At 67.9% G+C, this 23,426-nt stretch carries 18 protein-coding genes and 1 pseudogene; 7 read left to right on the top strand and 12 right to left on the bottom strand.

Annotation, left to right across the window (positions count from 1 at the left end; translation table 11 throughout):
* From CQ040_RS20735 to CQ040_RS14865, 8 genes and pseudogenes are all read right to left on the bottom strand, one after another.
* Positions 1 to 955, bottom strand: a pseudogene (locus tag CQ040_RS20735) (hypothetical protein); the annotation flags it as partial.
* A gap of 196 nt (positions 956 to 1,151) precedes the next feature.
* Entirely contained in the window at positions 1,152 to 2,504 is a 1,353-nt protein-coding gene (locus tag CQ040_RS14895; RefSeq protein WP_028502009.1) for a polysaccharide biosynthesis tyrosine autokinase, read from the bottom strand.
* Between the two features lie 55 nt (positions 2,505 to 2,559).
* Positions 2,560 to 3,870 (bottom strand): hypothetical protein, encoded by a 1,311-nt coding sequence (locus CQ040_RS14890; protein WP_105528536.1) that lies wholly within the window; start codon positions 3,868 to 3,870, stop codon positions 2,560 to 2,562.
* 11 nt (positions 3,871 to 3,881) lie between these two features.
* Complete coding sequence (locus CQ040_RS14885) at positions 3,882 to 8,588, bottom strand: PKD domain-containing protein (RefSeq protein WP_258131645.1); 4,707 nt, start codon at positions 8,586 to 8,588, stop codon at positions 3,882 to 3,884.
* A gap of 92 nt (positions 8,589 to 8,680) precedes the next feature.
* Positions 8,681 to 9,232 (bottom strand): DUF4352 domain-containing protein, encoded by a 552-nt coding sequence (locus tag CQ040_RS14880; protein WP_258131644.1) that lies wholly within the window; start codon positions 9,230 to 9,232, stop codon positions 8,681 to 8,683.
* Positions 9,233 to 9,412: 180 nt separating this feature from the next.
* Positions 9,413 to 10,030, bottom strand: a complete 618-nt coding sequence (locus tag CQ040_RS14875; protein ID WP_105528534.1) for a hypothetical protein — start codon at positions 10,028 to 10,030, stop codon at positions 9,413 to 9,415.
* Positions 10,027 to 10,746, bottom strand: coding sequence for a CDP-alcohol phosphatidyltransferase family protein (locus tag CQ040_RS14870; RefSeq protein ID WP_105528533.1), 720 nt, complete (start codon positions 10,744 to 10,746; stop codon positions 10,027 to 10,029). The genes CQ040_RS14875 and CQ040_RS14870 overlap by 4 nt, the downstream gene beginning before the upstream one ends.
* A complete protein-coding gene (locus CQ040_RS14865) occupies positions 10,737 to 11,690 on the bottom strand; it encodes a glycosyltransferase family 2 protein (protein ID WP_258131643.1) in 954 nt (317 codons plus the stop codon). The genes CQ040_RS14870 and CQ040_RS14865 overlap by 10 nt, the downstream gene beginning before the upstream one ends.
* A gap of 191 nt (positions 11,691 to 11,881) precedes the next feature.
* Here CQ040_RS14865 and CQ040_RS20870 point away from each other — a divergent pair, with 191 nt between their 5' ends.
* Positions 11,882 to 13,879, top strand: coding sequence for a glycosyltransferase (locus CQ040_RS20870; RefSeq protein ID WP_219844754.1), 1,998 nt, complete (start codon positions 11,882 to 11,884; stop codon positions 13,877 to 13,879).
* Positions 13,880 to 13,907: 28 nt separating this feature from the next.
* On the opposite strand, the gene CQ040_RS14855 is transcribed toward CQ040_RS20870, so the two are convergent.
* Positions 13,908 to 14,930, bottom strand: a complete 1,023-nt coding sequence (locus CQ040_RS14855) for a glycosyltransferase family 4 protein (protein ID WP_105528532.1) — start codon at positions 14,928 to 14,930, stop codon at positions 13,908 to 13,910.
* Between the two features lie 94 nt (positions 14,931 to 15,024).
* Positions 15,025 to 16,245 carry a glycosyltransferase gene (locus CQ040_RS14850; protein ID WP_105528531.1) on the bottom strand — a complete coding sequence of 407 codons (1,221 nt, stop codon included), beginning with the start codon at positions 16,243 to 16,245 and terminating at the stop codon, positions 15,025 to 15,027.
* A gap of 120 nt (positions 16,246 to 16,365) precedes the next feature.
* Here CQ040_RS14850 and CQ040_RS14845 point away from each other — a divergent pair, with 120 nt between their 5' ends.
* Entirely contained in the window at positions 16,366 to 16,821 is a 456-nt protein-coding gene (locus CQ040_RS14845) for an adenylyltransferase/cytidyltransferase family protein (RefSeq protein WP_105528530.1), read from the top strand.
* A gap of 28 nt (positions 16,822 to 16,849) precedes the next feature.
* On the opposite strand, the gene CQ040_RS14840 is transcribed toward CQ040_RS14845, so the two are convergent.
* Positions 16,850 to 17,242: an SIP domain-containing protein gene (locus CQ040_RS14840; RefSeq protein WP_105528529.1), complete on the bottom strand. Its 393-nt coding sequence runs from the start codon at positions 17,240 to 17,242 to the stop codon at positions 16,850 to 16,852.
* A 140-nt stretch (positions 17,243 to 17,382) separates the two neighbouring features.
* Here CQ040_RS14840 and CQ040_RS14835 point away from each other — a divergent pair, with 140 nt between their 5' ends.
* From CQ040_RS14835 to CQ040_RS14815, 5 genes are read left to right on the top strand one after another with little or no spacing between them, the layout of a single operon-like run.
* Complete coding sequence (locus CQ040_RS14835) at positions 17,383 to 17,883, top strand: transporter substrate-binding domain-containing protein (RefSeq protein ID WP_258131641.1); 501 nt, start codon at positions 17,383 to 17,385, stop codon at positions 17,881 to 17,883.
* Positions 17,880 to 18,857 (top strand): cation transporter, encoded by a 978-nt coding sequence (locus tag CQ040_RS14830; protein ID WP_258131640.1) that lies wholly within the window; start codon positions 17,880 to 17,882, stop codon positions 18,855 to 18,857. The genes CQ040_RS14835 and CQ040_RS14830 overlap by 4 nt, the downstream gene beginning before the upstream one ends.
* A 53-nt stretch (positions 18,858 to 18,910) precedes the next feature.
* On the top strand, positions 18,911 to 19,174 hold the full coding sequence (locus tag CQ040_RS14825) for a glutaredoxin domain-containing protein (protein WP_105528528.1): 264 nt from the start codon (positions 18,911 to 18,913) through the stop codon (positions 19,172 to 19,174).
* Between the two features lie 31 nt (positions 19,175 to 19,205).
* A complete protein-coding gene (locus CQ040_RS14820; RefSeq protein ID WP_258131639.1) occupies positions 19,206 to 20,597 on the top strand; it encodes an MFS transporter in 1,392 nt (463 codons plus the stop codon).
* Positions 20,598 to 20,625: 28 nt separating this feature from the next.
* Positions 20,626 to 22,422, top strand: a complete 1,797-nt coding sequence (locus CQ040_RS14815; protein ID WP_105528527.1) for an aldehyde dehydrogenase family protein — start codon at positions 20,626 to 20,628, stop codon at positions 22,420 to 22,422.
* Between the two features lie 3 nt (positions 22,423 to 22,425).
* On the opposite strand, the gene pip is transcribed toward CQ040_RS14815, so the two are convergent.
* On the bottom strand, positions 22,426 to 23,400 hold the full coding sequence (pip, locus tag CQ040_RS14810; protein ID WP_105528526.1) for a prolyl aminopeptidase: 975 nt from the start codon (positions 23,398 to 23,400) through the stop codon (positions 22,426 to 22,428).
* Between the last annotated feature and the right edge of the window lie 26 nt (positions 23,401 to 23,426).

Here is a 23,426-nt window from a genome sequence, read left to right as displayed (position 1 = left end):
CCGTCGCGGTCGGCTCAGGAGTCGGGGTCGGCTCGGCCGTGGGCGTCGGAGTCGGCGTGGGCTCGGCCGTCGCGGTCGGCTCGGGAGTCGGGGTCGGCTCGGGAGTCGGCGTCGGTGTCGGCTCGGGCGTGGGTACCGGATCCGGCACGGGAGCGGTGACGACGACATCGTCGATACCGATCGGCACAGCCGTTCGAGCGCCCGATGAGGTGTAGAGCGCGAACGCGTAGCCACCGGCGTTCTGGATGCGGGCGTCCGAGGCGTCGCTGTACGTCGTCTGCCACTCACTCGGCTCCGTAGCATCCGAGGCCCAGGCCTTCGCGCCGAGGTTCACGGGACTCGCACCCTCGACGCTCAGCGCGACGTTCAGAGTCGTACCGCTCGACACGGTCACCGGCAGCCTGCGCTCGCTGAGGTTCTGCACGCGCATGAGGTCGGTGAGCCGCACGATCGACACGTAGGCCGAGCCGTCGGGATGCACCCGCACCCGCACGGCGTAGGAGTCCTTGCCGGACACCCGGACCGCCTGTGCGAGGTAGAGCGGTCCGCCGACAGGAAGCGTGGGGACTGTGAGCGAGAAGCGGCTGCTCACATCTGACGCCGCGACGCCATCGAGACTCGCTCGAGCGGTGATACCGGGCTTGCGGCTGGCGAGCAGAGCCTGATCGCCAGTTACGCTCGCGGTGCCTTCCACGACGCGCCAGGCCCCCGCAGAAGATGCGCCCCATCCGACCCCGACCGAACGGTCCATGTCGTCATCGACGACCGGAGTCGGCGTCGACGCCGCGACGTTCACGGAGGGAACGGCGTCGTCGGCCAGCGCAGACGCGGGAACGGCCGTCAGCGCAGTCGTGACCGCCAAGACGGCGGTCAGAGTGCCTGCGAGGACTTTGCGTCGGCGTCTAGCCGGAGACGTGGTCTCGCGAGATGCGAGCGCGAGAAACGGAATGGACAAGATGTCACCGTTTTCTGGGGCAGATTCATGATCACCAGCACCTCTGCCGCAGTTTAAACCCCGGCAGCAAAGAGCGAGTCCCCCTCGCAACTCATGAAGACTAACCGGCTCTCGTGGCAAAGACAAACCGACACTGCGACATAAACCGATATACTCCAGCCGCTCGGGCCCACATCACGCCGGGCCCGGCACCACTTCAGTCGCTGTAGTACTCGCTGCGGTGCCGATCAGGACGCGCCCGGTTCAGCACCGTACCGAGGATGCGCGCACCACCCGACTCGAGCGACTTGATGCTCTTCGCCAGCGCCGCCCGACGGGTCTTCGTCGCGTCGACGACGAGGATCACGCCGTCGGTCTGGGTGGCGAAGAGGTTCGCATCGGCGACGCTGAGGATGGGCGGTGAGTCGATCACGACATAGTCGTACTCGGCCGCGGCGAAATCGAGCAGCTGCGCCATGCGCGCCGAGGTGAGCAGCTCCGCAGGGTTCGGCGGAATCGTCCCGGCCGGCAGGATGTCGAGCGTGCTGTCCGCAACACTGTGCTTGGCGACCTCGAACTCGACCTCATCGAGCAGCACGCTCGTCAGACCGATCGATCCGTCGATGCCTGCGTGCTCGTGCGCACGCGGGCGGCGCATGTCTGCGTCGATCAGCAGGACGGAGTTGCGCAGACCTGCCAGAGTCATGGCCAGGTTCACCGAGATCGTGGACTTGCCTTCCGCAGGCATGCCGGACGTGACCAGGAGCACCTTCACCCGCGACGAGACATTCGCGTAGGCGAGCGCCGAGCGGATGCGGCGGAACTCCTCCGAGGTATGGCCCAGCGGCTCCTGCGCGACGGCGATGCCCCTCATAGCCAGCAGCGGCGACTGCGAGACGACGCCGAGCACCGGGTCGCCACCAGCCTCGGTCAACGTCTCCTCGTTGCGCATACGCGTGTCGAGCACGCCGATCAGCACTGCGATGGCCAGGCCGAGAACGCCGCCGAGGAAACCCCCGAGAAGGGCGTCCCGCGGCTTGCTGGGTGTGAACTGGAACTCCGGCACGACCGCGTCGTCGATGACCTGAGCCGTGATCGTGGATTCGCCCTGCGGGTCTTTGGGGGCCACGTCTTTGACCACGATGATGAGCTGATCGGCCACTGCATCCGCCAGCTCGGCGGACGCCTTCGCATCATCTGCAGTCCCTGTCACGCGGAGGGTGACGGTGCTCTGCGGGATCGTGACCTCGATGTCACGCGCGAGAGCGCGCGGAGTCGTGTCGAGACCGAGTTCCTCGATGACCGGGTCGAGCACCCGCGAACTGGTCGCGAGCTGCGCGAAGGAGAGCATCTGGCTCTGCGTGTACACCGATCCCTGATTGAGGTCGGAGGCGCTGGTGCCCTGGTTGAGAGCGAAGTAGAGCGAGGTGGTCGCCTGGTAGAGCGGCGTCTGGAGAGAGGCGTTCACGAAGGAGCCCGCAGCGCCGACGACGCCGCAGAGCACGATCACCCACCAGAACTTGCGCAACGAACTGGCGATGGCCCGCAGACTAACCCGGCTTTCGCCCATGACTCCCCATTCCCCCTGAGACTTCGATTCTAGAGGAGTGTCCGATTCGGCACCCTCACGACTGTGCACGTGGCCGTCTACCGCCCTCCGGCAGGCGCAGCGCATCAGGCGAGCCGAGTCGTGCCTCCGACGGCACACCGGGCGATCCGTTGAACGCATCGGCATCACGGGCCCACGTGATGGCGAGCCCCACGCAGAACCAGAGGAACATGCTGTACTGCGTGATCAGCGCGACCACCACCAGGCTCGGCAACTGTCCGACGACCGCGAGCGACGCCGGGCTTCGGGTCGAGCGTCGCACGGCCAGCAGCGCGGCGCACACGAGAGCGGCCATGATGAGCAACGTCGGCACGTAGCCGTACCGGAGCAGTGTGAGAACGAGGGCGTTGTCGACGGACCGGGCGAAGTAGCCGAGGTAGTAGTCGCCCGAGACCAGCGAATGCCAGTCGCCGGGGTTGCCGAAGAGCTGCACCTGCTGGAGGAGGACCAGGAGGTCGGTCCGATAGTCCGCGCTCCCCCCTGCTTCCTCGCCCGCAGCACCGAAGACCGTGTCGAGGATCGGGATGGCGATCGCCATGCCGACCACGCCGGCAGCGACGACCGTCACCCGGAACCGGGTGGAGACGCCGACGATCAGGAATGTGGACAGCACGAGGGTGAGCACGAGGGTGAGCTGTCCGGCGCGGCTGAACGTGAGGACGGTCGCCACCGCGATGATCACCACACCGCCGATCTTCGGGAGCAGCCGCCACTTGGTCGCGACGATGAACGCCGAGGACATCGCCAGCGCGGCACCGAGTGCGATCGAATGCCCGAAGGCCCCCTCCGCTCTCAGCACGCCACCGCGCTCCTGAAGCGGGCTCCAGGTGTCGTACACGACCCCTGATCCCGGGATGAGGACGAACGGATTGAACGAGGTGGCGAACTCCACGATCGCGAGGGCCGCCGCGACGATGGCGACGACCGCGATCGTGGAGTTCACCCATTCGGGGGCGACTCGTGCGAGCACCACGCGCCCCCAGATGTAGGGGATCACCCACTCCAGAAGCGCGGCCACGAGAGAGGCGAGATCAACCGAGCCGAAGCCGTACAGACCGACGATGACGATGATGAACGCAACGACCCACGCATCCGCCGCGCGCAACGGGACGACCGACCAGTTGACGAAGATCAGCAACGCCGTGAGCAGAGTGATGGCGGCCCAGTAGAAGCCCACGTTCACACCGACCCAGATCGGGACGAAGAAGAGCACACACGCCCACACGACGAATGCCGCACGCGGCATCATCCTGAGCCCGAACACGACGATGGCCGCTGCTGCGATCCCTCCGACGGCGAGGAGCACGATCGGAACAGCAGTGGCCATGCGTCAGGATCTTACTGGGGTGCGGTGACGCGGAACGAATCGAACGACACACCGAGTGCCGCCGTCGCGCTCCCCGACCGGTTGCCGCTCAGACCCACAGAGCCTGCGGCCAACGGCGTCGCATCCGTCGCGTTGATCTGCCAGTTCGCCGGCTCCGTGGTGCCGGTCGCCCAGAGCTTCGCCGAGATCGCGGTCGATGCGGAGCCGGTGACAGACACCTTCAGGCTGTACGACGTGTTCGCCGCCCACACGAGACCGGGCACGGCCTGCGTCAGCAGCACCGTTCCCTCACGGTGGACCACGAGCCACACGGTGCCGTCAGGACGCAGCCACGCGCGGACCAGGTACTTCCCCGCGGCCGAGTTGCGGGCGATGACGCCGATGTACGCACCGCCGGCGGCCGGAGCCTGGTCGACCCGGAACTGGGTCTCCAGCACCGCGTCGGCGATCGCCGTGGTGTTGAGCGTCGCGTGACGGGTGTCACCGGCGATCAGGTTCATCTTGCCCTGACCGTCTGCGACGGTCGCCGCCGCTTGGGATCCACCGGCGATCGTCCACGCTCCGCCGACGACCGCGTTGCCCCAACCGGGACCAGAGGTCCGATCGAACTCGTCGCCCGCCAGTGGGGCGGGGTTGGGCTCAGGCTGCGGGTCGACAGGAGGTGCCGTGACGGTCACCTGCTGGGTGGCGGTGTTGGTCGCACCCTTGTCGTCGGTCACCGTGAGAGTCACCGTGTAGGTACCCGCAGCGGCATACGCCCGAGAGGTTGTCGCTCCGGTGCCCGTCGATCCGTCACCGAAGTTCCAGGCGTACGACGCGATGGTGCCGTCCGAATCGGTCGACGCTCCGCCGTTGACGTTGACGGTCAGGCCCGTTGCCGCGGCCGTGAACGCAGCCGTAGGCGCGACGTTCGTGGGCGTGGGCTCCGGCTCCGGCTGCGGGTCCGGCGCAACAGCTCCGAGGTTCTTCAACGTGTAGTCGTCGAAGCTCGCGATGTTGGTGCCGGTCGCGCTGCCCGCACGGTACGAGAACACGGTGGGTGCGCCGGCGACCTGGAGGGCCGGAGTCGCATCCGTCGTGGAGAGCTGCCAATTGGCCGGCTCCGATGCTCCGGCGGCCCACACCTTGGCGCGGATCGTCGTGGTCGAGGAACCGGTCGTCTCCATCGCGAGGTTGAACGTGCTTCCTGCCGTCCAGGTCAGACCAGCGACAGCAGTGCTGGCGATGGCCGTGCCGTTGCGGTGGATCACGAGCCACGTGGTCCCGTCCGCACGGTGCCACGCGAGTGCGCGGTAGCCGTTCGAACCGGATCGACGTGCACCGAGACCCTCATAGGCGACGCCCGTGGACGGACCGGAGGACAGCGTGTAGGTGATCCGCGCAGAGGTGTCGAGAAGAGACGTCCCCTGCAGCAGCATCTCGCGGGTCTCGCCCGGCGTGATGTTCACCTTGCCGACTCCGTCTGCGACGGAGGTGACGGCGGCCGAACCGCTCATCGGCGCCCAGGTGCCGCCGACATCAGCCGCACCCCAGCCACTCGAGACGACGCGGCCGAACGAGTCGGACGCTGCGAACACCTGTGCCTGAACGGTCACGGACTTCGTGACGCTCGCCGAGCCGCCGAGGCTGTCGGTCACCGTGAGGGTGATGTCATGCGCACCAGGCTGGGTGTAGGTGTGACCAGCGGTCGCACCGGTACCCGCAGGCGTGCCGTCGCCCCAGTTCCAGGAGTAGGAGAGTGTCGCACCGTCAGAGGCGCTCGACCCCGCAGCCGAGACGTCGACGTTCATCCCCGACGCCGTCGAGGTGAAGGTCGCGACCGGATTCGCGTGCGTCGTGACTGCCTCTCGCGTGGTCGTCGCCGTGCCACCGCGGTTGTCGGTGACGGTCAGAGTCACAGTGCGCGTGCCCGCCGAGGCGTAGACGTGACTGGCGACCTGTCCTGTCGAGGTCGATCCGTCGCCCCAGTTCCAGTCGTACGACGCGATCGTGCCGTCGGAGTCGGCGGAGGCGGAGGCGTCGGCCGAGACCGAGAGCCCTGTGCCGGTCACCTGGAAGGACGCGGTGGGCAGCACGTTCGCCGCTTGGACCACGACCGGGTTCTCGGTCGTGGTGGCCAGCCCATTGCTGTCCGTGACCGTGAGCTTCGCCGTGTAGGTACCGGCAGCCGTGTACGTGTGCGAGACGGTCTTGCCGGAGGCGGTCGCCGAGTCGTCACCGAAGTTCCAGCTGTAGCCGGTGATCGTGGCCGAGCCGGTCGGCGCGGATGCACTGGCATCGAAGGCCACAGCGAGATCGGTCGGCGTCGCCGTGAAGGCGGCGGTCGGCGGCTGGAAGCCCTTGCCGATGCCGTAGTGCGTCTGCACCTGAGCAGCGGTCAGCGCGTAGGGGTAGACAGCGACCTCGTCGAGAGCTCCCTTGAAGTACTTGGAACTCGGCGCGGAGGGCCAGCTGGTGATGTTGTCGCCACCGATGCGCCAGTACCCGACATAGTTCTCGGCGGTGGTCGCGCCGGCCGCAGACGAGACGAGCACACCGTCGACGTACAGCTTCATACCGTCCGCGCTCTGGGTCGCCACCGCGTGGTGCCACGCGTTGTTGTTGAGAGCGGTGGTGTTCTGGATCGTCTGCGTTCCGCCGTTGTAGGTACCGAAGATGAGACGACCGTTGTTCGTCATGTAGAGCTGACGGTCGTAGCTCGTGGAATCCCCGGAGGCCGCGGTTCCGTAGCCCAGGAGCTTGCCCCCACTGGTGGTGTTGGTCTTGAACCACAGCTCCGTCGAGAACTCTGCCGGTGCGGCGATCTTGTCTGTCGTCGAGACACGTCCCGTCGTCGTCCCGGTGAAGGTCGACGCTCCGGTCGCGGTGTTCTCGACTCCGGACGCCGAAGACGTGACTCCCGAACCGAACACGGGCGGGTTCGCCCCGGCCCAGTCCTGAGCAGAGGTACCCAGCGGGTAGTAGAGCTGCGGCGAGTCTGCCGAGACCGCGTTCACGTAGCTCGACACGGCCCCCGCCGTCACGGTCACGGTCATCGGCTGGCTGCTGACGGTGTTCCCGTTGCCGTCCTTCGCGACGACGGTGTACTCCTGTTGCGATCCGGGAGCTGCCGTCTTGTCTTCGAGGATGACGGCTGGCCGGTTCCACCACGTTCCGTTCGCGGTGGTCGTGGCGACCGGAGCGGTCGTTCCGGTGCGACGCAGCTCATACGTGAGCGTCAGATCGTCGCGGTCCCAGTTGGCCGGGATCGAGACCCGCACGCGGCCCGGGATGAACGACTGCGCCGTCCCGGTCCAGTTGGCAGCGGACAGGCGAGGCCCGTCCTTCGCTCCGCCAGGAGGGTTCGTCGAGAAGCGCACGAGTCCCTCGAAGCGCCCGTTGTTCACGGATCGGAATTCTCCGCCGATCGAGATCATATTGCCGGCGCCGGTGATGGAGAGACCGGCCTGACCCATGCCCGTCGTCACGCCGACGGCCCAGTCGGGCGTCCATGCGTAGGGCGACGGCGCAGGTGTTCCGGCCCAGTTCTTGTAGGTGCCACCGGCGGCGGGCTGGTTGCCGAGCGATCCGCGAGCATCGGCCGTGTACGCCTCGGAGTAACGGTGCGTGCGCGGGTTCTGCTCCGGGTGCAGGCCCATGGTGCCGCACGCGTGGGTGTGGCTCGTCGTGTAGACGACCTTGCCGGTCGAGTACACGCCGTAGTGGTCGCCCAGGCAGTCGGAGATCCAGCGCACCTGTCCGCTCCCGGCCTCAGCCGCGAACGTGCCTTCCAGGTTTCCCGTGGCGGCGTCGGCGTAGACCCAGCCGGTGCCGTAGACGGCCGTGGCGTCGGCGGCCAGGCCGAAGATGCCGGCCTTACCCGAGTTGGCCCCCGTGTTCGAGCCGTTCTTGACCGTCTGCGGGAGCGCCCAGGACGCGTCGACAGCACCGCTCGTCTTGTCGAGCGCGACGGTGCCTCGCATGGTCAGGTCGCCGTTCACCTGCGAGAAGCGACCGGCGGCGATGACGTTCTGCCCCGCGGGGTCCATGACCATCGCGTCGACCTGGAGGTCGGTCTGCGGCGCCCAGCTCAACAGCGCGCCGTTCGTGGAGCTGAAGCCTGCGAGGTTCTTGCGTGCGGTGCCGTTGCCCTGGGTGAACAGACCACCGACGTACACGCTCGATCCCGAGGTGGCGAGGGCGTAGACGCCGCTGCCGCCGATCGACGGTGAGAATCCTGGGACGAGCTGGCCGGTGACGGCGTCGAGCGCCGCGAAGTTCCAGCGCGACTGCCCGTTGACGGAGTTGAACGATCCGCCGATGTAGATGCGGCTGCCGTCGGGCGATGCGGCGACGGCCTTGATCACGCCGTTGACCGTCGGTGCGAACGACAGCAGCTGACCGGTGTTGATGTCATATGCGAGAACGTTGGAACGCGCCGTCAGGCTCGTACCTGGCACCGCCAGAGGTGCGCGGGCGTTGTCGAACTTGCCGACGGCGTACACGGTCGAGCCGATGGTCGTCTGGGCCCAGACGTAGCCGTTGTCGATCTGCACGGTCGGGATCGGATCCGACGTGACGACGTTGTCGTCACGCTGCAGCAGAGGTGGGGGTGTCGACGGCACGTCCGCCGACGCCGCCTGCGCGCCCAATGTCGTCATACCTGCGACGAGCAACGCCGCCGTCACGACAGACGCGAGCGCGCTCAGCGCCCGCCTCGTGGTCGATGTTTTCCCCATAGTGACTCCCCAGCCGCCTAATTTCTTCTTTGAAAATATGAAAGTGCGAAAAACGAAACAGAACTAGAACTAGATACGAAAGTGCGTGTGCGTCAGGAAAGCTGGCCGGCGAAGGACGCCACCGGCTCTCCTGCGGCATAGTTGACGCTGATCTTCACCGAGCGCCCCTGCGTCGGATCGAGCATGAAGACGTAGGTCCCCGTCGTCTCGGCACCCGCAGCCAACTCGCCCTGCAGAGGGTTGTTGGGACCAGCAGTGGTGGAGACGCCGATATCGCCGTCATCCGTGACGAGGCTGACGACGGCCGAGTCGACACTCTGCGCCCGCTTCGAGTCGTTGGCCACGGACACCGTGACCACGACGGCGGTGCCGGCGTACTCGCCAGGCGTCTCGGGCTTGATGGTCGTCGTCGAGATCTTGTCGATCTTGACGACCATTTCGGTGGAGAGCGATATGGGGGCGTCGAGCGCCCCGCTCTCTTCCGGCAGAGCCGGCCCCTCAGTGGGCCCTTCGGTCTCTGCGTCGGCAGGTGGCGTCCAGTCGGTAGTGCTGGTGCCTTCAGGCGCCGGCGTCTCCGATGCGTCGGGGGCTGCGGTGCAGCCGGCCGTCACGAGTGCGAGCGCCACCAGCGGCGCGATGAACATCGCCCGCCTCGAGCGCGAAGAGCCGTCCCCAGAACGGCATGATGAAACATTGAACACTGTAGCTCCCCAGAACCCAGATCCTCGTTCCCAAGGCCCCCTCGGCCTTGGAATCCCCTCAACCGCGTAGAACGCGGCATCGGCTAACAATAGTGCAGGGGAAGCGAAAGCACAAGCACCCGGTCAGGACGAGTGCCGACGGTGGCCGCCGAGCTGGGCGACGATGGTGGCGACCGACTCCTCAACCTCGCGGATCGTCTCGAGATGACCACGGCCACCGTGCCGATCGGCGATGCTCGACGGATCGACGGTGGCGCGCCCTCCGAAGAGGTGCCGCAGACGGTTGCCCGCCCCTCCCCGTGATGCCAGAGGAACGGCGCGCGAGCGCGCCCGGTCCAGATGCGCGACGTACTCCGCCACACGGTCCGGTGCCGACGACGAGAAGCCCTCGCCGAGGTGGGCGGCCTCTTTGATCGTGAACATCCAGTCACGCGAACGTGGTGCGAGGCGCACCAACTCGCCGCGGATGTCGCGAGATGCTGTGAGCACGATGCTCGACTGCTCGATCAGATCGACCGTCACCGGTCTCGCCCGGTGCGCCCGGCTCTGGGCCTGCCAATCCTCATCGTCATGGAGCGACGCGACAAGGGTGCAGATCGGGTCATCCTGGTTCGCCCTGACGCCGGCGCTGCGCACGGAAAGCGGGGAGTCAGCGCCAAGCGCCCGTCGCAACGCGAGCTCTGCGAGCGGCGACCTGCAGACGTTGGCGGCGCACACGACCAGGATCTTCTCATCGGTCATGCGGTCGTACCGAGCTTTCCGATCTCGCGGAACCACTTCACCGCGGCGAGCGCGAGGAACAGGACGGCCGCTGCGCACAGCGCGCTGTAGCCGATGAGGAACGCAGGGGTCCACCCCCAGAGAGCGAAGACCAGGCACACGAGACCGAAATCGGTCGGCAGCAGGATGAGGGATCGCCGCAGGGTTCCGCCGCCGCGCTCATGAGTCGATGCCACCGCGTGCTTGCCCTTGAGCAGGTCGTTGAGGAGCATTCCCGAGAAGGTCGTCGAGGCTACGATGCTGAACACGATGGGGATGAGCAGCAGCGCCGGTGTCTCCGGAAGGACGCGGTAGAGACCGATCAGCACCGCCAGGTGCAGCGAGGCGATCTTGAGCGTGTCGATGAAGTGGTCGAGCCACTCGCCCTGCGGGCTCCCTCCCCCGCGCAGGCGCGCGACCTGCCCGTCCGCCGAATCCCAGGCGTAGCCGAGGACGAGCAGCAGGGCGATCAGCAGACCCATGGGCACGTTGACCGGCCCGAAGGCGATGAGCCCGATCGCGACGAAGGAGTGCACGGCGCTGATGATCGAGACCTGGTTCGGGGTCAACCCGATCCGATACGCGACGGCCGCCAGAACCCTTCCGATCCGACGGTTCACGTACACCGAATAGGCGGGCGCGCCTCGAGCATGCCCCTTCTGCGCACGCGCGAGACGGTGATAAGCGTCTACGACCATTTCCTGCCCTTCTGGTCGGTCCCCTGAGTCCTGGCGATGCGGCGAGCCTCGCGCACCCCGCGGAGGTAGGCGCGGATCGGGGCTGCCGACTGGATCAGCTGCCGGCGCCCGCCGCGGAGTATCACCTCGCGAGCGGTGCGAGGAATGGAGCGGCGCCATCGCTGCACGGCCGCGTCGTCGAGATGACGCACGGCGAAAAGCATCCGGTTGCGGATGTTGTAGTAGTAGTAGCCTTCCGACTTCGCTCGGGACACCTCGGGCTCGGCGCGCTGGGTCCCGCCCTCGTCGTGCACCGCGCTGGCGTCTTCGACGAGAGCCAGGGCGCCACCCGCCGAGACGACCCGTCGCGAGAAATCGACGTCTTCCCAATAGAGGAAGTAGTCGTCGTCGAAGCCGCCGGTGAGTTCCCACACCTCGCGCGTGATCCACAGGCATGCGCCGCTGAGCCACGGCTCGAACGGCTGCGTGTCGCCGTCGACGCGCTTTCGTCTCGCGCGCATCGTGCCGTCGTCGAGCAGGAGGTCGATACCCGCGAACCAGGTGCGCCCGTCGGAGTCGGAGATCACGGGCGAGGCGAGCGTCGTGCGCGAAGCCGCCGTGGTCGCTGCCAGTCGGCGCAGCGACTCGCGGTCGATGTGCGCATCCGGGTTGATGACGAGGACGTCGGTCGCACCCTCGGCGAGCGCGCGTGTCACTCCGATGTTCACGCCGCCGCCGAAGCCCGAGTTCGACTCCGGCTCGATCAGCAGCCAGCCGTGGGCCGCGGCGACCTCCCTGGCGGCGCGGCGCTCGTCTGCACCGGACCAGTTGTCGACAACGATCACCAGCGCGTCCTGGTCGATCGTGCGGGCTTCACGCTCGACCATCACCAGGTTGCGCTGCAGCAGCCCTGCCGACGCGTAGTTCACGACCACCACGGCAAGTTGTCCGTGCTCGTTCGACACGCGATCCTCCCCCCGGATCCGGGAAACGGATCACTTCGGGCGCCGGTCGAATCCCCAGAGTCGCGACCGGCGTCGACTCCCAGGAGAACGACTATACGCGAGAGCCGCCTCCGGACAGCGGCATCAGGGGATCACGATACGATGAGCCGGCGTCGGAGTCGAGGCGCACGACTGCCATGGGGATGGGGCGGATGACCAGGGGACCGGAATCGAACGACATGATCACTGTGACGATCGGCGTACCCACCTATCGGCGTCCGGAGCTTCTGGGCGCCCTGCTCCGCACGCTGCCCGCACGCATCGCCGAGTGCGCCGAGCTCGGGGTCGACATCGACGTCGTCGTCGTGGACAACGATCCCGAGGGGTCTGCACGCGAGGTCGCCACGAGCGCCGGGCTTCCGGTCCGCTATGTCGTCGAGCCGACGGCGGGCATCGTCGCCGCCCGCAACCGGATCCTCGACGAGTGCGCCGATCGCGACCTCCTCGCCTTCATCGACGACGACGAGATCCCCCGGGAAGCCTGGCTCTCATCTCTCATCACGGTCTGGCGCGAGCATGGAGCCGATGCGGTGATGGGACGCGTCATCTCGGTCTTCGACGAGGACGTCGACCCCTGGCTGCTCGCTTCGGGGACGTTCCGCCGACCGCCGAGGAAGACGGGCACCGTCCTGCACGTCGCGGCCGCGGGGAACCTCCTGCTCGATCTGCGCTCCATCCGCCGGCTCGGTCTGCGCTTCGATCCGTCGCTGGGATTGGGCGGCGGGGAGGACACTCTCTTCTCTCGGCAGCTCGCCCAGCGTGGCGGCCTGATCGTGTGGTGCAACGAGTCCGAGACCGAAGACCTCGTCGTCGCCGCGCGACTCAGCAGGGCCTGGGCGGCGCAGCGCGCGTTCAGCTCGGCGAACGCCGGCACCCGGATCCAACTGCAGCTCACCGAGGGGCGGGCCCGACGAGGGGTCCTGCGCCTTCGCGCCCTGGTCGGAGGCATCGCCAGGATCATCGTCGGAAGCCTGCGGCGAGCCTTCGGCGCTCTGACCTCGAACATCACGCACCACGCCAGAGGGACCCGCCTCGTGCACCGCGGCCGCGGCACGATCGCCGCCTCCCTCGGCCGCCGCTACGACGAGTACCGTCGCCCATCGGAGGATGACACGACCATGACCGATCCCGGATCGACCATCCGCGTGATGCAGTCGCTGGGCGCACCGCGTCCGACGACCAACCCGTACAACAAGATGCTCGACGAGGCGCTGGGCTCCACCGAGGGCCTCACGCGTCTGCGCTTCTCCTGGGGGACGGCGCTCTTCGGTCGCTACGACGCCTTCCACTGGCACTGGCCGGAGGCGAAGCTGCACGGCTCCAACTGGTGGAAGTCCACGGGCAAGTTCCTCCTCACCACTGCGCTCGTGTTCCGGCACCGCCTGTCGCGACGGATCGCCGTCGTACGCACGGTCCACAACATCGAGCTCCCCGACGACAACGCCCCACGGCTGTGGCTGCTGCGCTTCATCGACCGCCACACCGACTACCGGATCGTCATCAACGAGACGACTCCGCTCGCGCCAGGCACCCCGCACAGCCTGATCCTGCACGGCGACTACCGCGGCTGGTACGCGAAGTTCCCCTCCGCCGAGCGAGTGAAGGGCCAGCTCGGCTCGTTCGGCGGGATCCGCCGCTACAAGGGGCTGGAGGGATTCATCGACGCCTATGCGGAAGCCGTCGTGGTCGAACCCGCGCTGAGCCTGCGGATCGGCGGACGCCCGTCCACGCCCGAGCTCGGAGACGACCTCCGGGCGCGGACGGCAGAACTCCCCGGAGTGGGACTGCATCTCGACTTCCTCAGCGATGCCGAGCTCGTCCAGCTCGCGACCTCTTCCGACCTCATCGTGCTGGCCTACCGCTTCATGCACAACTCGGGCAGCGTCCTCGCCGCCCTGTCGATGGACACACCGGTGCTCGTCCCCCGCAACGAGGCGAACGAGGCTCTCGGACGCGAGGTCGGCCAGGAGTGGGTGCTCATGTACGACGGCGACCTCGACGCACCGACGGTCGTGGAGGCCTGGCGTGCTGCGACGACGGTGACAGGCTCGCCCGATCTGTCCCGACGCGACTGGGCCGACGCCGGCAGAGCGCACGCCGACGCGTTCCGCGCGGCCGTGCGGGTCAAGCGACGCGGCTCGAAGCACTAGAACAGCCGGGCCGCCCCAGGCCAGCCCATCACGCCGTGGGCAGCAGCCCGCGCACCAGCGACGCGACCATGATCTGCGTCGTGAAGTGCTGCTCCACCTCGACCCGACCGTTCTGACCCAGTTCGGCGGCGCGTGCCGGATCATCGAGCAGTCGGAGCAGTGTGAGCGCGAGCTCGGCGGGATCATCCGGGGGAACGAGGTAACCGGTGCGCCCTTCGCTCACGTACTGATGCATGCCCGGCGTGTCCGTGGCGACCACCGGACGGGCGGTCGCGAGAGCCTCGAGTGCGACGGTCATCCCGGAGGCATGCAGATTCGGCCTGGTCGGCACGACGACCACACTCGCGGTCACGTAGAGATCCCGGAGCTCGGCGTGCGGGATGTGCCGGACGACCTGCACACCCTCCGGCGGGGCGAGCTCCGACCGCGTCTGCACCACCACCTCGGTCTCCGGACTGATGGCGAGCACCCGTGCGAGCGCTGCGAAGAGGGTTGCCGGATCACGATCCCTGTCGTTCCCCACGCTGACGATACGCGGCCGCGCCGGGTATGGTCTCGGGACGAAGAACGCGCTGTCGATGCCGAACGGCACTGCGAACACCCGTGTCGATCCTGTTCCCAGCATCAGTCGCAGCGGCTCTACCTGCGCCTCACTGAGCACCCACGCGGCCTCTGCCCTGCCCAGCATCGTGATCATCCGTGTCGGCGCATCGCCGGTCTCGGCCATGTCCGTGAGCCAGATCACACCGGTGGCGAATCGGCTCCGCGGGTGGGTCGTCTGCATCCGATAGGCCGTGTTCTCATCCCAGGTGAGCGCAAGGCCGTCGACAGGCCGCGGCCCCATGGCGAATCGCGCACGAGCCCGCGCGACGCGACCCGGCGGGGCGAGATCGACCAGATCGACGGCGGCATGCTCACGCAGCGCGTCGAGGCCGTACGGCCAGACGCTGGGCACCTCTCCCCTGGCGTGGCTCTGCTCCCAGGCGCGCGCCGACTGTTCGGCACGATGCGCCCAGGTGAGAGACAGGGAGGGACCGCCCTCGGATTCCACGAGCCAACTATGGACCTCCCCTGCGCATCATGGCAAGAGAGGAGTTGCCGAAGACACCGCCACGCTGTTCCGGCCGAGCGGTTCCCGACGAGCCCTAGAGCTCGCCCGGCTTCATCACCTCGACATCGATGGCCCGGATCACACGCTGCGCGGCCGTGTCGGTGGGCGGCTCGGCGCCGACGACATCGCTCTTTCGACGCCGCTGCGGGGCGTAGACGACGAGCGAGTGGAACAGGAATCGGGCGAAGAACGCCACGATGAGCGAGAGCCCCGTGGCGACCACGCTCGAGATGTGCCAGGACTCGACCATGAGGGCCATCACCGGGATACGCAGCGCCGCCTCGACGTTGTTGAAGGCGAAGGAGCTGGCGAAGCGGATGCCGAGCGCGCGGGCATCCGTGCGCATGTCGGCGAACACGAACCGCTCCTGCAGCACGAAGTTGCCGATGATCGTCACCTCGGCGCCGATGATCGCGGCCCAGATGTACGGCACCCCTGCGGCGGTCAGCGCCCACATGATTCCGAGGTTCGCGGCCGCGCCGATCACACCGATGAGCGCGAACAGGGACATCTTGCCGAACCGCAGGCGGGTGAGGTGCTCGAGGAACATCGCCCCCTGGCGAAGGCTCGCCTTGGACGTGCCGTGGCGACGCTCGGCGAACTCCATCGGCACCTCGGCGATGCGCAGATCGTTGCGCGCGAGGATCTCGAGGAGGATCTTGAAGCCCCGAGGCTGAAGCGTCGAGAGATCGAGCCGACCGCGGTCGACGAGGAAGAAGCCGGTCATCGGGTCGGTGCTGCGAGCGAGCCGGATCGGGAACATCGCCCTGGTCAGCCAGGTCGCCGTGCGCGAGACGCCGAAGCGCACCGCCGTGCCGAGACCGCTCGTGTCTCCCCCGCCGATGTAGCGGGATGCTGCGACGACGTCGGCGTCACCCGTCGCATGCCGGGCGAGCAGCACGGGGAGGAGCTCGGGCGGATGCTGCAGGTCGCCATCCATCACGATGCAGAGGTCGGCGACCGCGGCCTCGAGTCCGACGACGACGGCGCCGCCCAGCCCACCCGTGTTCTCGGTGCGGTGGATGACCCGCACCGGGAGCGGGGCGTCGACAGCCACACGCGCGACTTCGGCAGCGGTGTCGTCGGTGCTGTCGTCGACGAAAAGGATCTCGGCATCCCACCCGGCGAGCGCGGCCGATGTCCGTGCGACGAGTTCGGCGACGTTGTCGCGCTCGTTGAACGTCGGCACGATGACCGTGACCGGTGTCCCCACGTCCGCCCCCTGTTCCGCATGCGCATCGCCTGCGGCCTCCATCGTTCCATGGGTTCCTATGGGGAACGAAACTCAAACCTGCTAGACTTTCGAACCGCGGCTGTGGGAGTCGCGAAGCGGATGGGGATCCGCTTACTGGGGAATTACTGATCTGGGGAGATCATGGGGACGCGTATCGGCTATGCCGTTGGTGCTTTCGACCTGTTTCACGTCGGGCATCTGAATCTACTTCGTCACGCCAAGCAGCACTGCGACATTCTGATCGCAGGCGTCGTCAGCGACGAGATGCTGCGTCAGGTGAAGGGCATCGAGCCCGTCATCCCGACGGCAGAGCGTGCGGAGATCGTGAAGCACATTTCGTTCGTCGACGAGGTCTACGTCGAGACGACGCCGTCGAAGATGGACTCGTGGCGCGACGTGCAGTTCACGCACTTCTTCAAGGGCGACGACTGGCGAGGCACCGACAAGGGTCTGCGCCTGGAGCGGGAGTTCGCCGAGGTCGGAGTCGAGGTCGTGTACTTCCCGTACACGGCGCACACGTCGAGCTCGTCGCTGCGACGTGCGCTCGACGCGATCACGGCGGGTGCGAGCGCTCCTGCCGTCGCCGCGGCGCGCTGAGCGTCGGGCCGGCCGCTCAGCCGATCGGTCAGTTCGCGACGCCGAGCAGGCTGCGCGCCATCCGCGCCACGTGCGGCGGCGTGTGCGGCCCGAGCCAGACGGTCCACTGCGACGGCGGTTCACTGCACGCCCACTCGACACACCACGCGTGCACGGCATTCGCGAGTCGCTCACCGCGAGTATGCGCCCTGATGCCGTCTCCGCGCACCAGCCAGCGCACCGAGACCCCGTCGGGGACGTCGATGTGACGGAACTGGATGCGCGCCGCAGCCTCGAGGATCACGACGCCCTGCGCGTCCCACGGCAGTCGCGCAGCGATGCTCGCGATGAAGCCGGCGTCGGCCGCATCGCCGGCGACGAGCACGGCACCTTCGATGTTGTCCCAGTCGGGATCTTCCAGGTGCTCGCATGCGCTGCTCATGGCATTCAGTATAAGTAAGGGTACCCTTACCGGCAAGAGGTGAGCGCGGATCCGGGTTTCCGATCGGCACCACTAGCGCTCTCGCCCCCACCACGTCAACGGCTTTGCCGCGACGTCGTGGGGGGGAGCATCCTGCCCCTGTGAACAGGTCATCGGCACGCCGTCTACACCTCCATCGCCGCACCTCCTCGGCTGCCACCGCACTGCTCGTCACCATCTCCCTGAGCGGATGCGGGCTTACGATCCCCGCAGATCCCGACGGGACGTTGAACACGGTCACCGGCGGTGAGCTCCGGATCGGCACGGCACCAGACGGCGACCTCGTCCGCCTCGATGACGGCGAACCGACCGGGAGCGTCGTCGACCTCGTCGACGGTTTCGCCGCCAGCATCCACGCCGAAGCACAGTGGACCGTCGCCTCGGAGGAGACCCTCGTGACGATGCTCGACGCGGGCGACCTGGATCTCATCGCCGGAGGCATCACCACCGACACACCCTGGGTTGACAAGGCCGGTGTGACGCGAGGCTATGCCGACATCGAAGGCGCCGACGGCCGGGAGATCGTCATGTTGGTGCCTCTCGGCGAGAACGCGTTCCTCTCCTCTCTCGAACGCTTCCTCGACGAGGAGGCCGGCGGGTGACCGAGACCGGACAGTTCGGCCGTACGACCCTGCCACCGGAGCAGCAGCGGGCGATCCGGAGCGCCGTGCGCTGGGAGATCTTCACGATCGTCTACACCTCGATCACGATCACGGTGATCGCCCTGGTGGTCGGCGAGTCGCAGGCCATGCGTACGGCCTGGATCGAGGACATGCTCTCCCTGATCCCGCAATTCGCCTTCCTCGCGGCGCTCCTCTTCGTGCGTCGTCGCCCCACCAGAAAGCACCCCTACGGTCTGCATAGGGCGATGGGCATCGGGCATCTCGTCGCGGGTGTGGCGCTGCTCGCCGTCGGCCTGAACCTCGCCATCGAGGCCGTCACCGGGCTGATCGCCGCCGAGCATCCCACGATCGGGACCGTGCAGCTGTTCGGCCAGACCCTCTGGCTCGGCTGGCTCATGGTCGCCGTGATGGCGGTCGTGATCGTCGGACCCGTGTTCTTCTATGGACCGGCCAAGTCGAAGCTCGCTCCCGTGCTGCACAACAAGCTGCTGTATGCCGACGCTGACATGGCGAAGGCCGACTGGCAGACGACGGTCGCCTCGATCGTGGGAGTGCTCGGCGTGGGCGTCGGCCTCTGGTGGCTCGACGGAGCGGCCGCCCTCTTCATCTCACTGGGCATCATCTGGGACGGCTTCCGCAACACCCGCACGGCCGTGGTCGATCTCATGGATCAGCGCGCACGCACCTACGACAGCAAGGAGCCGCACCCTCTGGCCGCCGACATCGTGTCGTATCTGCGGAGCCGCCCCTGGGTCGCGCAGGCGGCGGTGCGCATGCGCGACCAGGGGCAGGTGTTCCACATCGAGGCGTTCGTCGTGCCGCACCGTCGCAAGGTGAAGGTGAGCGACCTCAGCACGGCCGCGGAGGGGATCGCCGACATCGACTGGAAGATGCAGGACGTCGTCGTCATCCCGGTCGAACAGCTGCCGGACGAGGCGGACACCGGGCGCTGAGCACCCAGTCGACACTCAGCGCCACCTCATCAGAGCGGCCGTAGGCTGGATGCATGACTTCTCCTGCCACCGACACCATCACGATGTTCGGCGCCGACTGGTGCCGCGACTGCATCCGCACCAAGAAGCAGCTCGACGAGCTCGGTGTCGAGTACACCTACATCGACCTGGTCGCCGAGCCTGCTGCCGCGGACGTCGCGAAGGAGATCTCGGGGCGCATGAACATCCCCGTCGTTGTCTACCCCGACGCCTCGCACCACGTCGAGCCGTCGAACGCCGACGTCGAGTCGAAGCTGCGCGAGCTCTCGCTGATCTGATCCGTCGGCATCGCGCCGCTACACTGGCGCGATGAGCACCGAGGCTCGGCCCGAACGAGCATCCGTCCGCCTTTCTCCGCGCACGATCCTGCTGTATGCGATCGGCTCGCTCGGGACCGGCGGCTATGCCACGCTGCCCGGGCTCGTGCTGACGTACTTCCTCACGGACAACCTCGGGGTTGCCGCGCTCGCAGCTGGACTCATCGTCACGGCAGCGAAGATCTGGGACGTGCTGATCGACCCGCTGATCGGCGCCGCCTCGGATCGTCAGCTCGCACGCACGGGGTCACGCCGCGGGTTCATGGTGACCGGCGCGCTGGCACTGCCGCTGTTCTTCGCCCTCACCTTCGCAGTCCCTCCGTCCTGGGGGCCCGTCGCCGGCGCGATCTGCGTGCTGCTGGCGTTCCTCGCGACCGCGACGGCCTTCAGTCTCTTCCAGGTGCCGTACGTCGCGCTCCCGGCGGAACTGACGAGCAGCTACGACGAACGCACGCGCCTGCTCGGGTGGCGGGTCGTCGTGCTCACCGCGTCGATCCTGCTCTTCGGTGCCGGCGGCCCGGCGTTGCGCAACGCCGGTGACGATCCCGTCATGGGTTACCTCCTGATGGGTATCGCCTCGGGTCTGGTGATCGGCATCGGGATGCTGATCGCATCGAGAACCGCAGAAGTCGCGGCACGAGGCACCGCGACAGCCACTGCCGCGGCCGTCTCCTCCACCTGGCGCGATCAGTACATGTCGGGCTTCCGTGCGCTCGGACGCAGCCAGCCGTTCCGAGCGCTGCTGGGCACCTTCGTGCTGCAGGCGCTCGCGACGGGAACGATGCTCGCCGGCGCCCAGTATGTGGCGACCTGGGTGCTGCGCTCCGAAGACGCCGTGACCTTCGTCTTCGTCGCACTCGTGGGTCCGGCGCTGCTCGCCACTCCGGGGTGGACCGTCATCGCTCGACGGGTCGGCAAGGAGCGGGCGTTCGCGATGGCCAGCATCCTCTTCACGGCAGCTGCGGCATCGCTCATCTTCGCCGTCTGGACGCCCGGTGCCTGGATCTACGTCTCGGTCGCGGTCGCCGGCATCGCCTACGCGGGACTCCAGTCACTGCCGATGGCCATGCTGCCCGATGTCATCTCCCACGACGAGCGCACCAGCGGGCCCGGCCAGGCCGGTACCTTCACCGGCATCTGGACCGCGGGAGAGACGGTCGGCTTCGCACTCGGCGCGACCGCGGTGTCGCTCACGCTCGCGATGACCGGCTACGTCTCGACCGTCGCCGGCGCCACGGTCGAGCAGCCCGAGGCAGCCGTCACCGGCATCGTGCTCAGCTTCAGCATCCTGCCCGCCGTGCTGATGGCCGCCAGCCTGCTGACCCTTCGCCGTTACCGTCTGCGCCGTGACGACATCGACGCCTTCGCAAGCTCCGACGCCTAAGCTGGGATCCCGTCCGAAGGAGACGCCGATGACTTCTGCGAGCACATCCGCCAGCCCCGCCACGACCGCGAAGCCCGCGCCGAAGGCTGAATCCCCGGCGCTGGACGAAGGTGAACGAGAGCGACTCGACACGGCGGTCGATGCCCTGCAGATCGGGGCACGTACCTGGACCGCCCTCACGGTCGCCCAGCGAGTGACCCTGCTGCGGGCAGTGCGCACGAGCGTCGCCGCGACCGCGGAAGACTGGGCGAGCACGGCTGCAGCCTCGAAGGGCCTCGACGCGAAGCACCCGCTGCGCGGCGAGGAATGGCTCAGCGGACCGTACAGCGTGATCGGCGCGCTCGACGCCTACATCGAAACCCTCTCCCGCCTCGCGAGCGGCGCCAACCCACTCGACGGCATCACGGTCGACCGTGCTCCCGGTGGACGCACCAGGGTGCACGCGTTCCCGCTGACCGGGATTGACAAGTTCCTTCTCTCCGGTTTCACGGGTGAGGTCTGGTTGGAGCCGGGCATCACGCCCAGTGCCGCGCGCGCATCCGCCGGCCTCGCCCAGCGCACGCCCACCGAGTCCGGCGGCGTCGGGCTCGTGCTCGGCGCGGGGAACGTGACCTCCATCCCGGTGCTCGACGTGCTCTACGAGCTGCTGGCCCACAACCGCACCGCGCTGCTCAAGGTGAACCCCACGCAGGACTCCCTGGTGCCGGTGTACAAGCGTGCGCTCGCTCCGCTCATCGAGCCCGGTTTCCTGCGCATCGTCCGCGGCGGGCCGGCGGTCGGCGCCTACCTCACCGGTCATCCCGGACTCGTGCACGTGCACATCACCGGCTCGGCGGCGACCTTCGACACCATCGTGTGGGGCCCGTCCAAGGGCGAGGGCGCCGCCGCCACGAAGCGACGCCGGCGCGAGAACCGGCCGCAGCTCAAGAAGCCGATCACGGCCGAACTCGGCGGCGTCTCCCCCATCATCGTCGTGCCCGGAGCGTGGACGGACGCCGACATCACTTACCAGGCTGAACATGTCGCGACCATGCGGCTGCAGAACGGCGGCCACAACTGCATCGCCGGCCAAGTCGTCATCATGTCGTCCGACTGGGATCAGGCCGATGCCTTCCGCGCCGCGTTGCGCCGCGCCTATGCCAACGCCCCGGAGCGTCCGATCTGGTACCCGGGCTCCCCCTCGCGCATGGAGCTGGCGACCGACGCATACCCGGATGCGCTCGTGCTGGGCGACCGACTGCTCGTCGAGATCAATGCCGACGACGACCCGACAGCACTCGAGACCACCGAGTACTTCTCTCCCGTGCTCGGCGTCGTCACCGTGCCAGGCACTGGTCAGGATTTCCTGGATGCGGCCGTGGCCCACGCGAACGACAAGCTCCAGGGCACCCTCGGCGCGAACCTGCTGATCGACCCCGCGACCGAGAAATCGCTCGGCGCGGGTTTCGAACGGGCGATCGCCGCGCTCCGCTACGGTTCCATCGCGATCAACAGCTGGACGGCGTTCGCATTCATCACTCCCACCCTCACGTGGGGCGCTTTCCCCGGCGGAACGATCGACGACGTGGGCAGCGGCATCGGCGTCGTGCACAACGCGCTTCTGCTCGACGGGGTCGAGCGCTCGGTGCTCCACGGCCCGTTCCGTCCGCTCCCGCGGTCGCTGCCGATCGCGAACGGCGGCGGGCGCTTCACGATCCTGCCGAAGCCACCGTGGTTCGTCTCGGCACGCACCGGGGCAGCCGTGAGCGAGGGGCTGACGCGCTACCGGGTGGACGGCAACGTCGTGGGTCTCCTCAAGACGCTGACGAAGGCGCTGCGGGCCTGACGGTCAGCGCGCGGCGCGTGCGAACCTGTCGGTCGCTGCCCGGAGCGCCTTCTGCGTGCCGGGCTCGGTGGCCGCGTGACCGGCGTCGTCGATCACGACGAACTCCGCCTCCGGCCACGCACGATGCAGGTCCCACGCCGTCATCATCGGCGTCGCGACATCGTGCCGCCCCTGCACGATGACCGTCGGGATGTGACGGATGGCGTCGACACCGGCGATCAGTTGCCCCTCTTCCCACCAGCCGCGGTTGACGAAGAAGTGGTTCTCGATGCGCGCGAACGCCGTGGCCTTCTCGGGGTCGGACATCGCCTCGATCTGCGCCTCATTCGGCGTCAGCGTGACGGTCGAGGCCTCCCACGTCGACCAGGCGACCGCTGCCGGCACATGCACAGCGGGGTCGGGGTCGAACAGCCGCCGGTGGTACGCCTCGATCATGTGCGAGCGCTCCAGCACCGGGATCTGCGCGATGAACCCCTCCCAGAGGTCAGGAAACAGCGCCGCGGCACCGCCCTCGTAGAACCACTCGAGCTCGACACGGCGCAGCGTGAAGATCCCCCGCAGCACCAGCTCGGTCACGGCATCCGGATGCGCCTGCGAGTAGGCGAGCGCCAGGGCGCTGCCCCACGATCCACCGAAGACCTGCCACTTCTCGATGCCGAGGTTCTTGCGCAGCAGTTCGATGTCGGCGATCAGATGCGCCGTCGTGATGTGTCGGAAGTCGGCGTCGGGCACGCTCGCGTTCGGTGTGCTGCGCCCGCACCCGCGCTGATCGAACAGCACGATGCGGTAGCGCTTCGGGTCGAAGAACTGCCGCTGCCAGGGCGATGTCCCGCTGCCCGGGCCCCCGTGGAGGAACACCACCGGCTTGCCGTCGGGGTTGCCGCTGACCTCCCAGTAGACGCGGTGGCCGTCGCCGACGAGCAGCTCCCCGGTCTCATACGGTTCGATCGGTGGATACAGTGCATCCGTCTTCTTCATCTTCGGCCCCCCAGCCGTCGTGCTGA

This window comes from Microbacterium sp. MYb54 (genome assembly GCF_002979515.1).
Classification (GTDB): Bacteria; Actinomycetota; Actinomycetes; order Actinomycetales; family Microbacteriaceae; genus Microbacterium.
This window is presented reverse-complemented; position numbering and strand designations above follow the sequence as displayed.

Bases quoted from the DNA above. Each gene is read 5' to 3' on its own strand.
- CQ040_RS14895 (WP_028502009.1), bottom strand. From the start codon at position 2,504: ATGGGCGAAAGCCGGGTTAGTCTGCGGGCCATCGCCAGTTCGTTGCGC.
- CQ040_RS14890 (WP_105528536.1), bottom strand. From the start codon at position 3,870: ATGGCCACTGCTGTTCCGATCGTGCTCCTCGCCGTCGGAGGGATCGCA.
- CQ040_RS14885 (WP_258131645.1), bottom strand. From the start codon at position 8,588: ATGGGGAAAACATCGACCACGAGGCGGGCGCTGAGCGCGCTCGCGTCT.
- CQ040_RS14880 (WP_258131644.1), bottom strand. From the start codon at position 9,232: ATGTTCATCGCGCCGCTGGTGGCGCTCGCACTCGTGACGGCCGGCTGC.
- CQ040_RS14875 (WP_105528534.1), bottom strand. From the start codon at position 10,030: ATGACCGATGAGAAGATCCTGGTCGTGTGCGCCGCCAACGTCTGCAGG.
- CQ040_RS14870 (WP_105528533.1), bottom strand. From the start codon at position 10,746: ATGGTCGTAGACGCTTATCACCGTCTCGCGCGTGCGCAGAAGGGGCAT.
- CQ040_RS20870 (WP_219844754.1), top strand. From the start codon at position 11,882: ATGACCAGGGGACCGGAATCGAACGACATGATCACTGTGACGATCGGC.
- CQ040_RS14850 (WP_105528531.1), bottom strand. From the start codon at position 16,245: ATGGAGGCCGCAGGCGATGCGCATGCGGAACAGGGGGCGGACGTGGGG.
- CQ040_RS14845 (WP_105528530.1), top strand. From the start codon at position 16,366: ATGGGGACGCGTATCGGCTATGCCGTTGGTGCTTTCGACCTGTTTCAC.
- CQ040_RS14840 (WP_105528529.1), bottom strand. From the start codon at position 17,242: ATGAGCAGCGCATGCGAGCACCTGGAAGATCCCGACTGGGACAACATC.
- CQ040_RS14825 (WP_105528528.1), top strand. From the start codon at position 18,911: ATGACTTCTCCTGCCACCGACACCATCACGATGTTCGGCGCCGACTGG.
- CQ040_RS14820 (WP_258131639.1), top strand. From the start codon at position 19,206: ATGAGCACCGAGGCTCGGCCCGAACGAGCATCCGTCCGCCTTTCTCCG.
- CQ040_RS14815 (WP_105528527.1), top strand. From the start codon at position 20,626: ATGACTTCTGCGAGCACATCCGCCAGCCCCGCCACGACCGCGAAGCCC.
- pip (WP_105528526.1), bottom strand. From the start codon at position 23,400: ATGAAGAAGACGGATGCACTGTATCCACCGATCGAACCGTATGAGACC.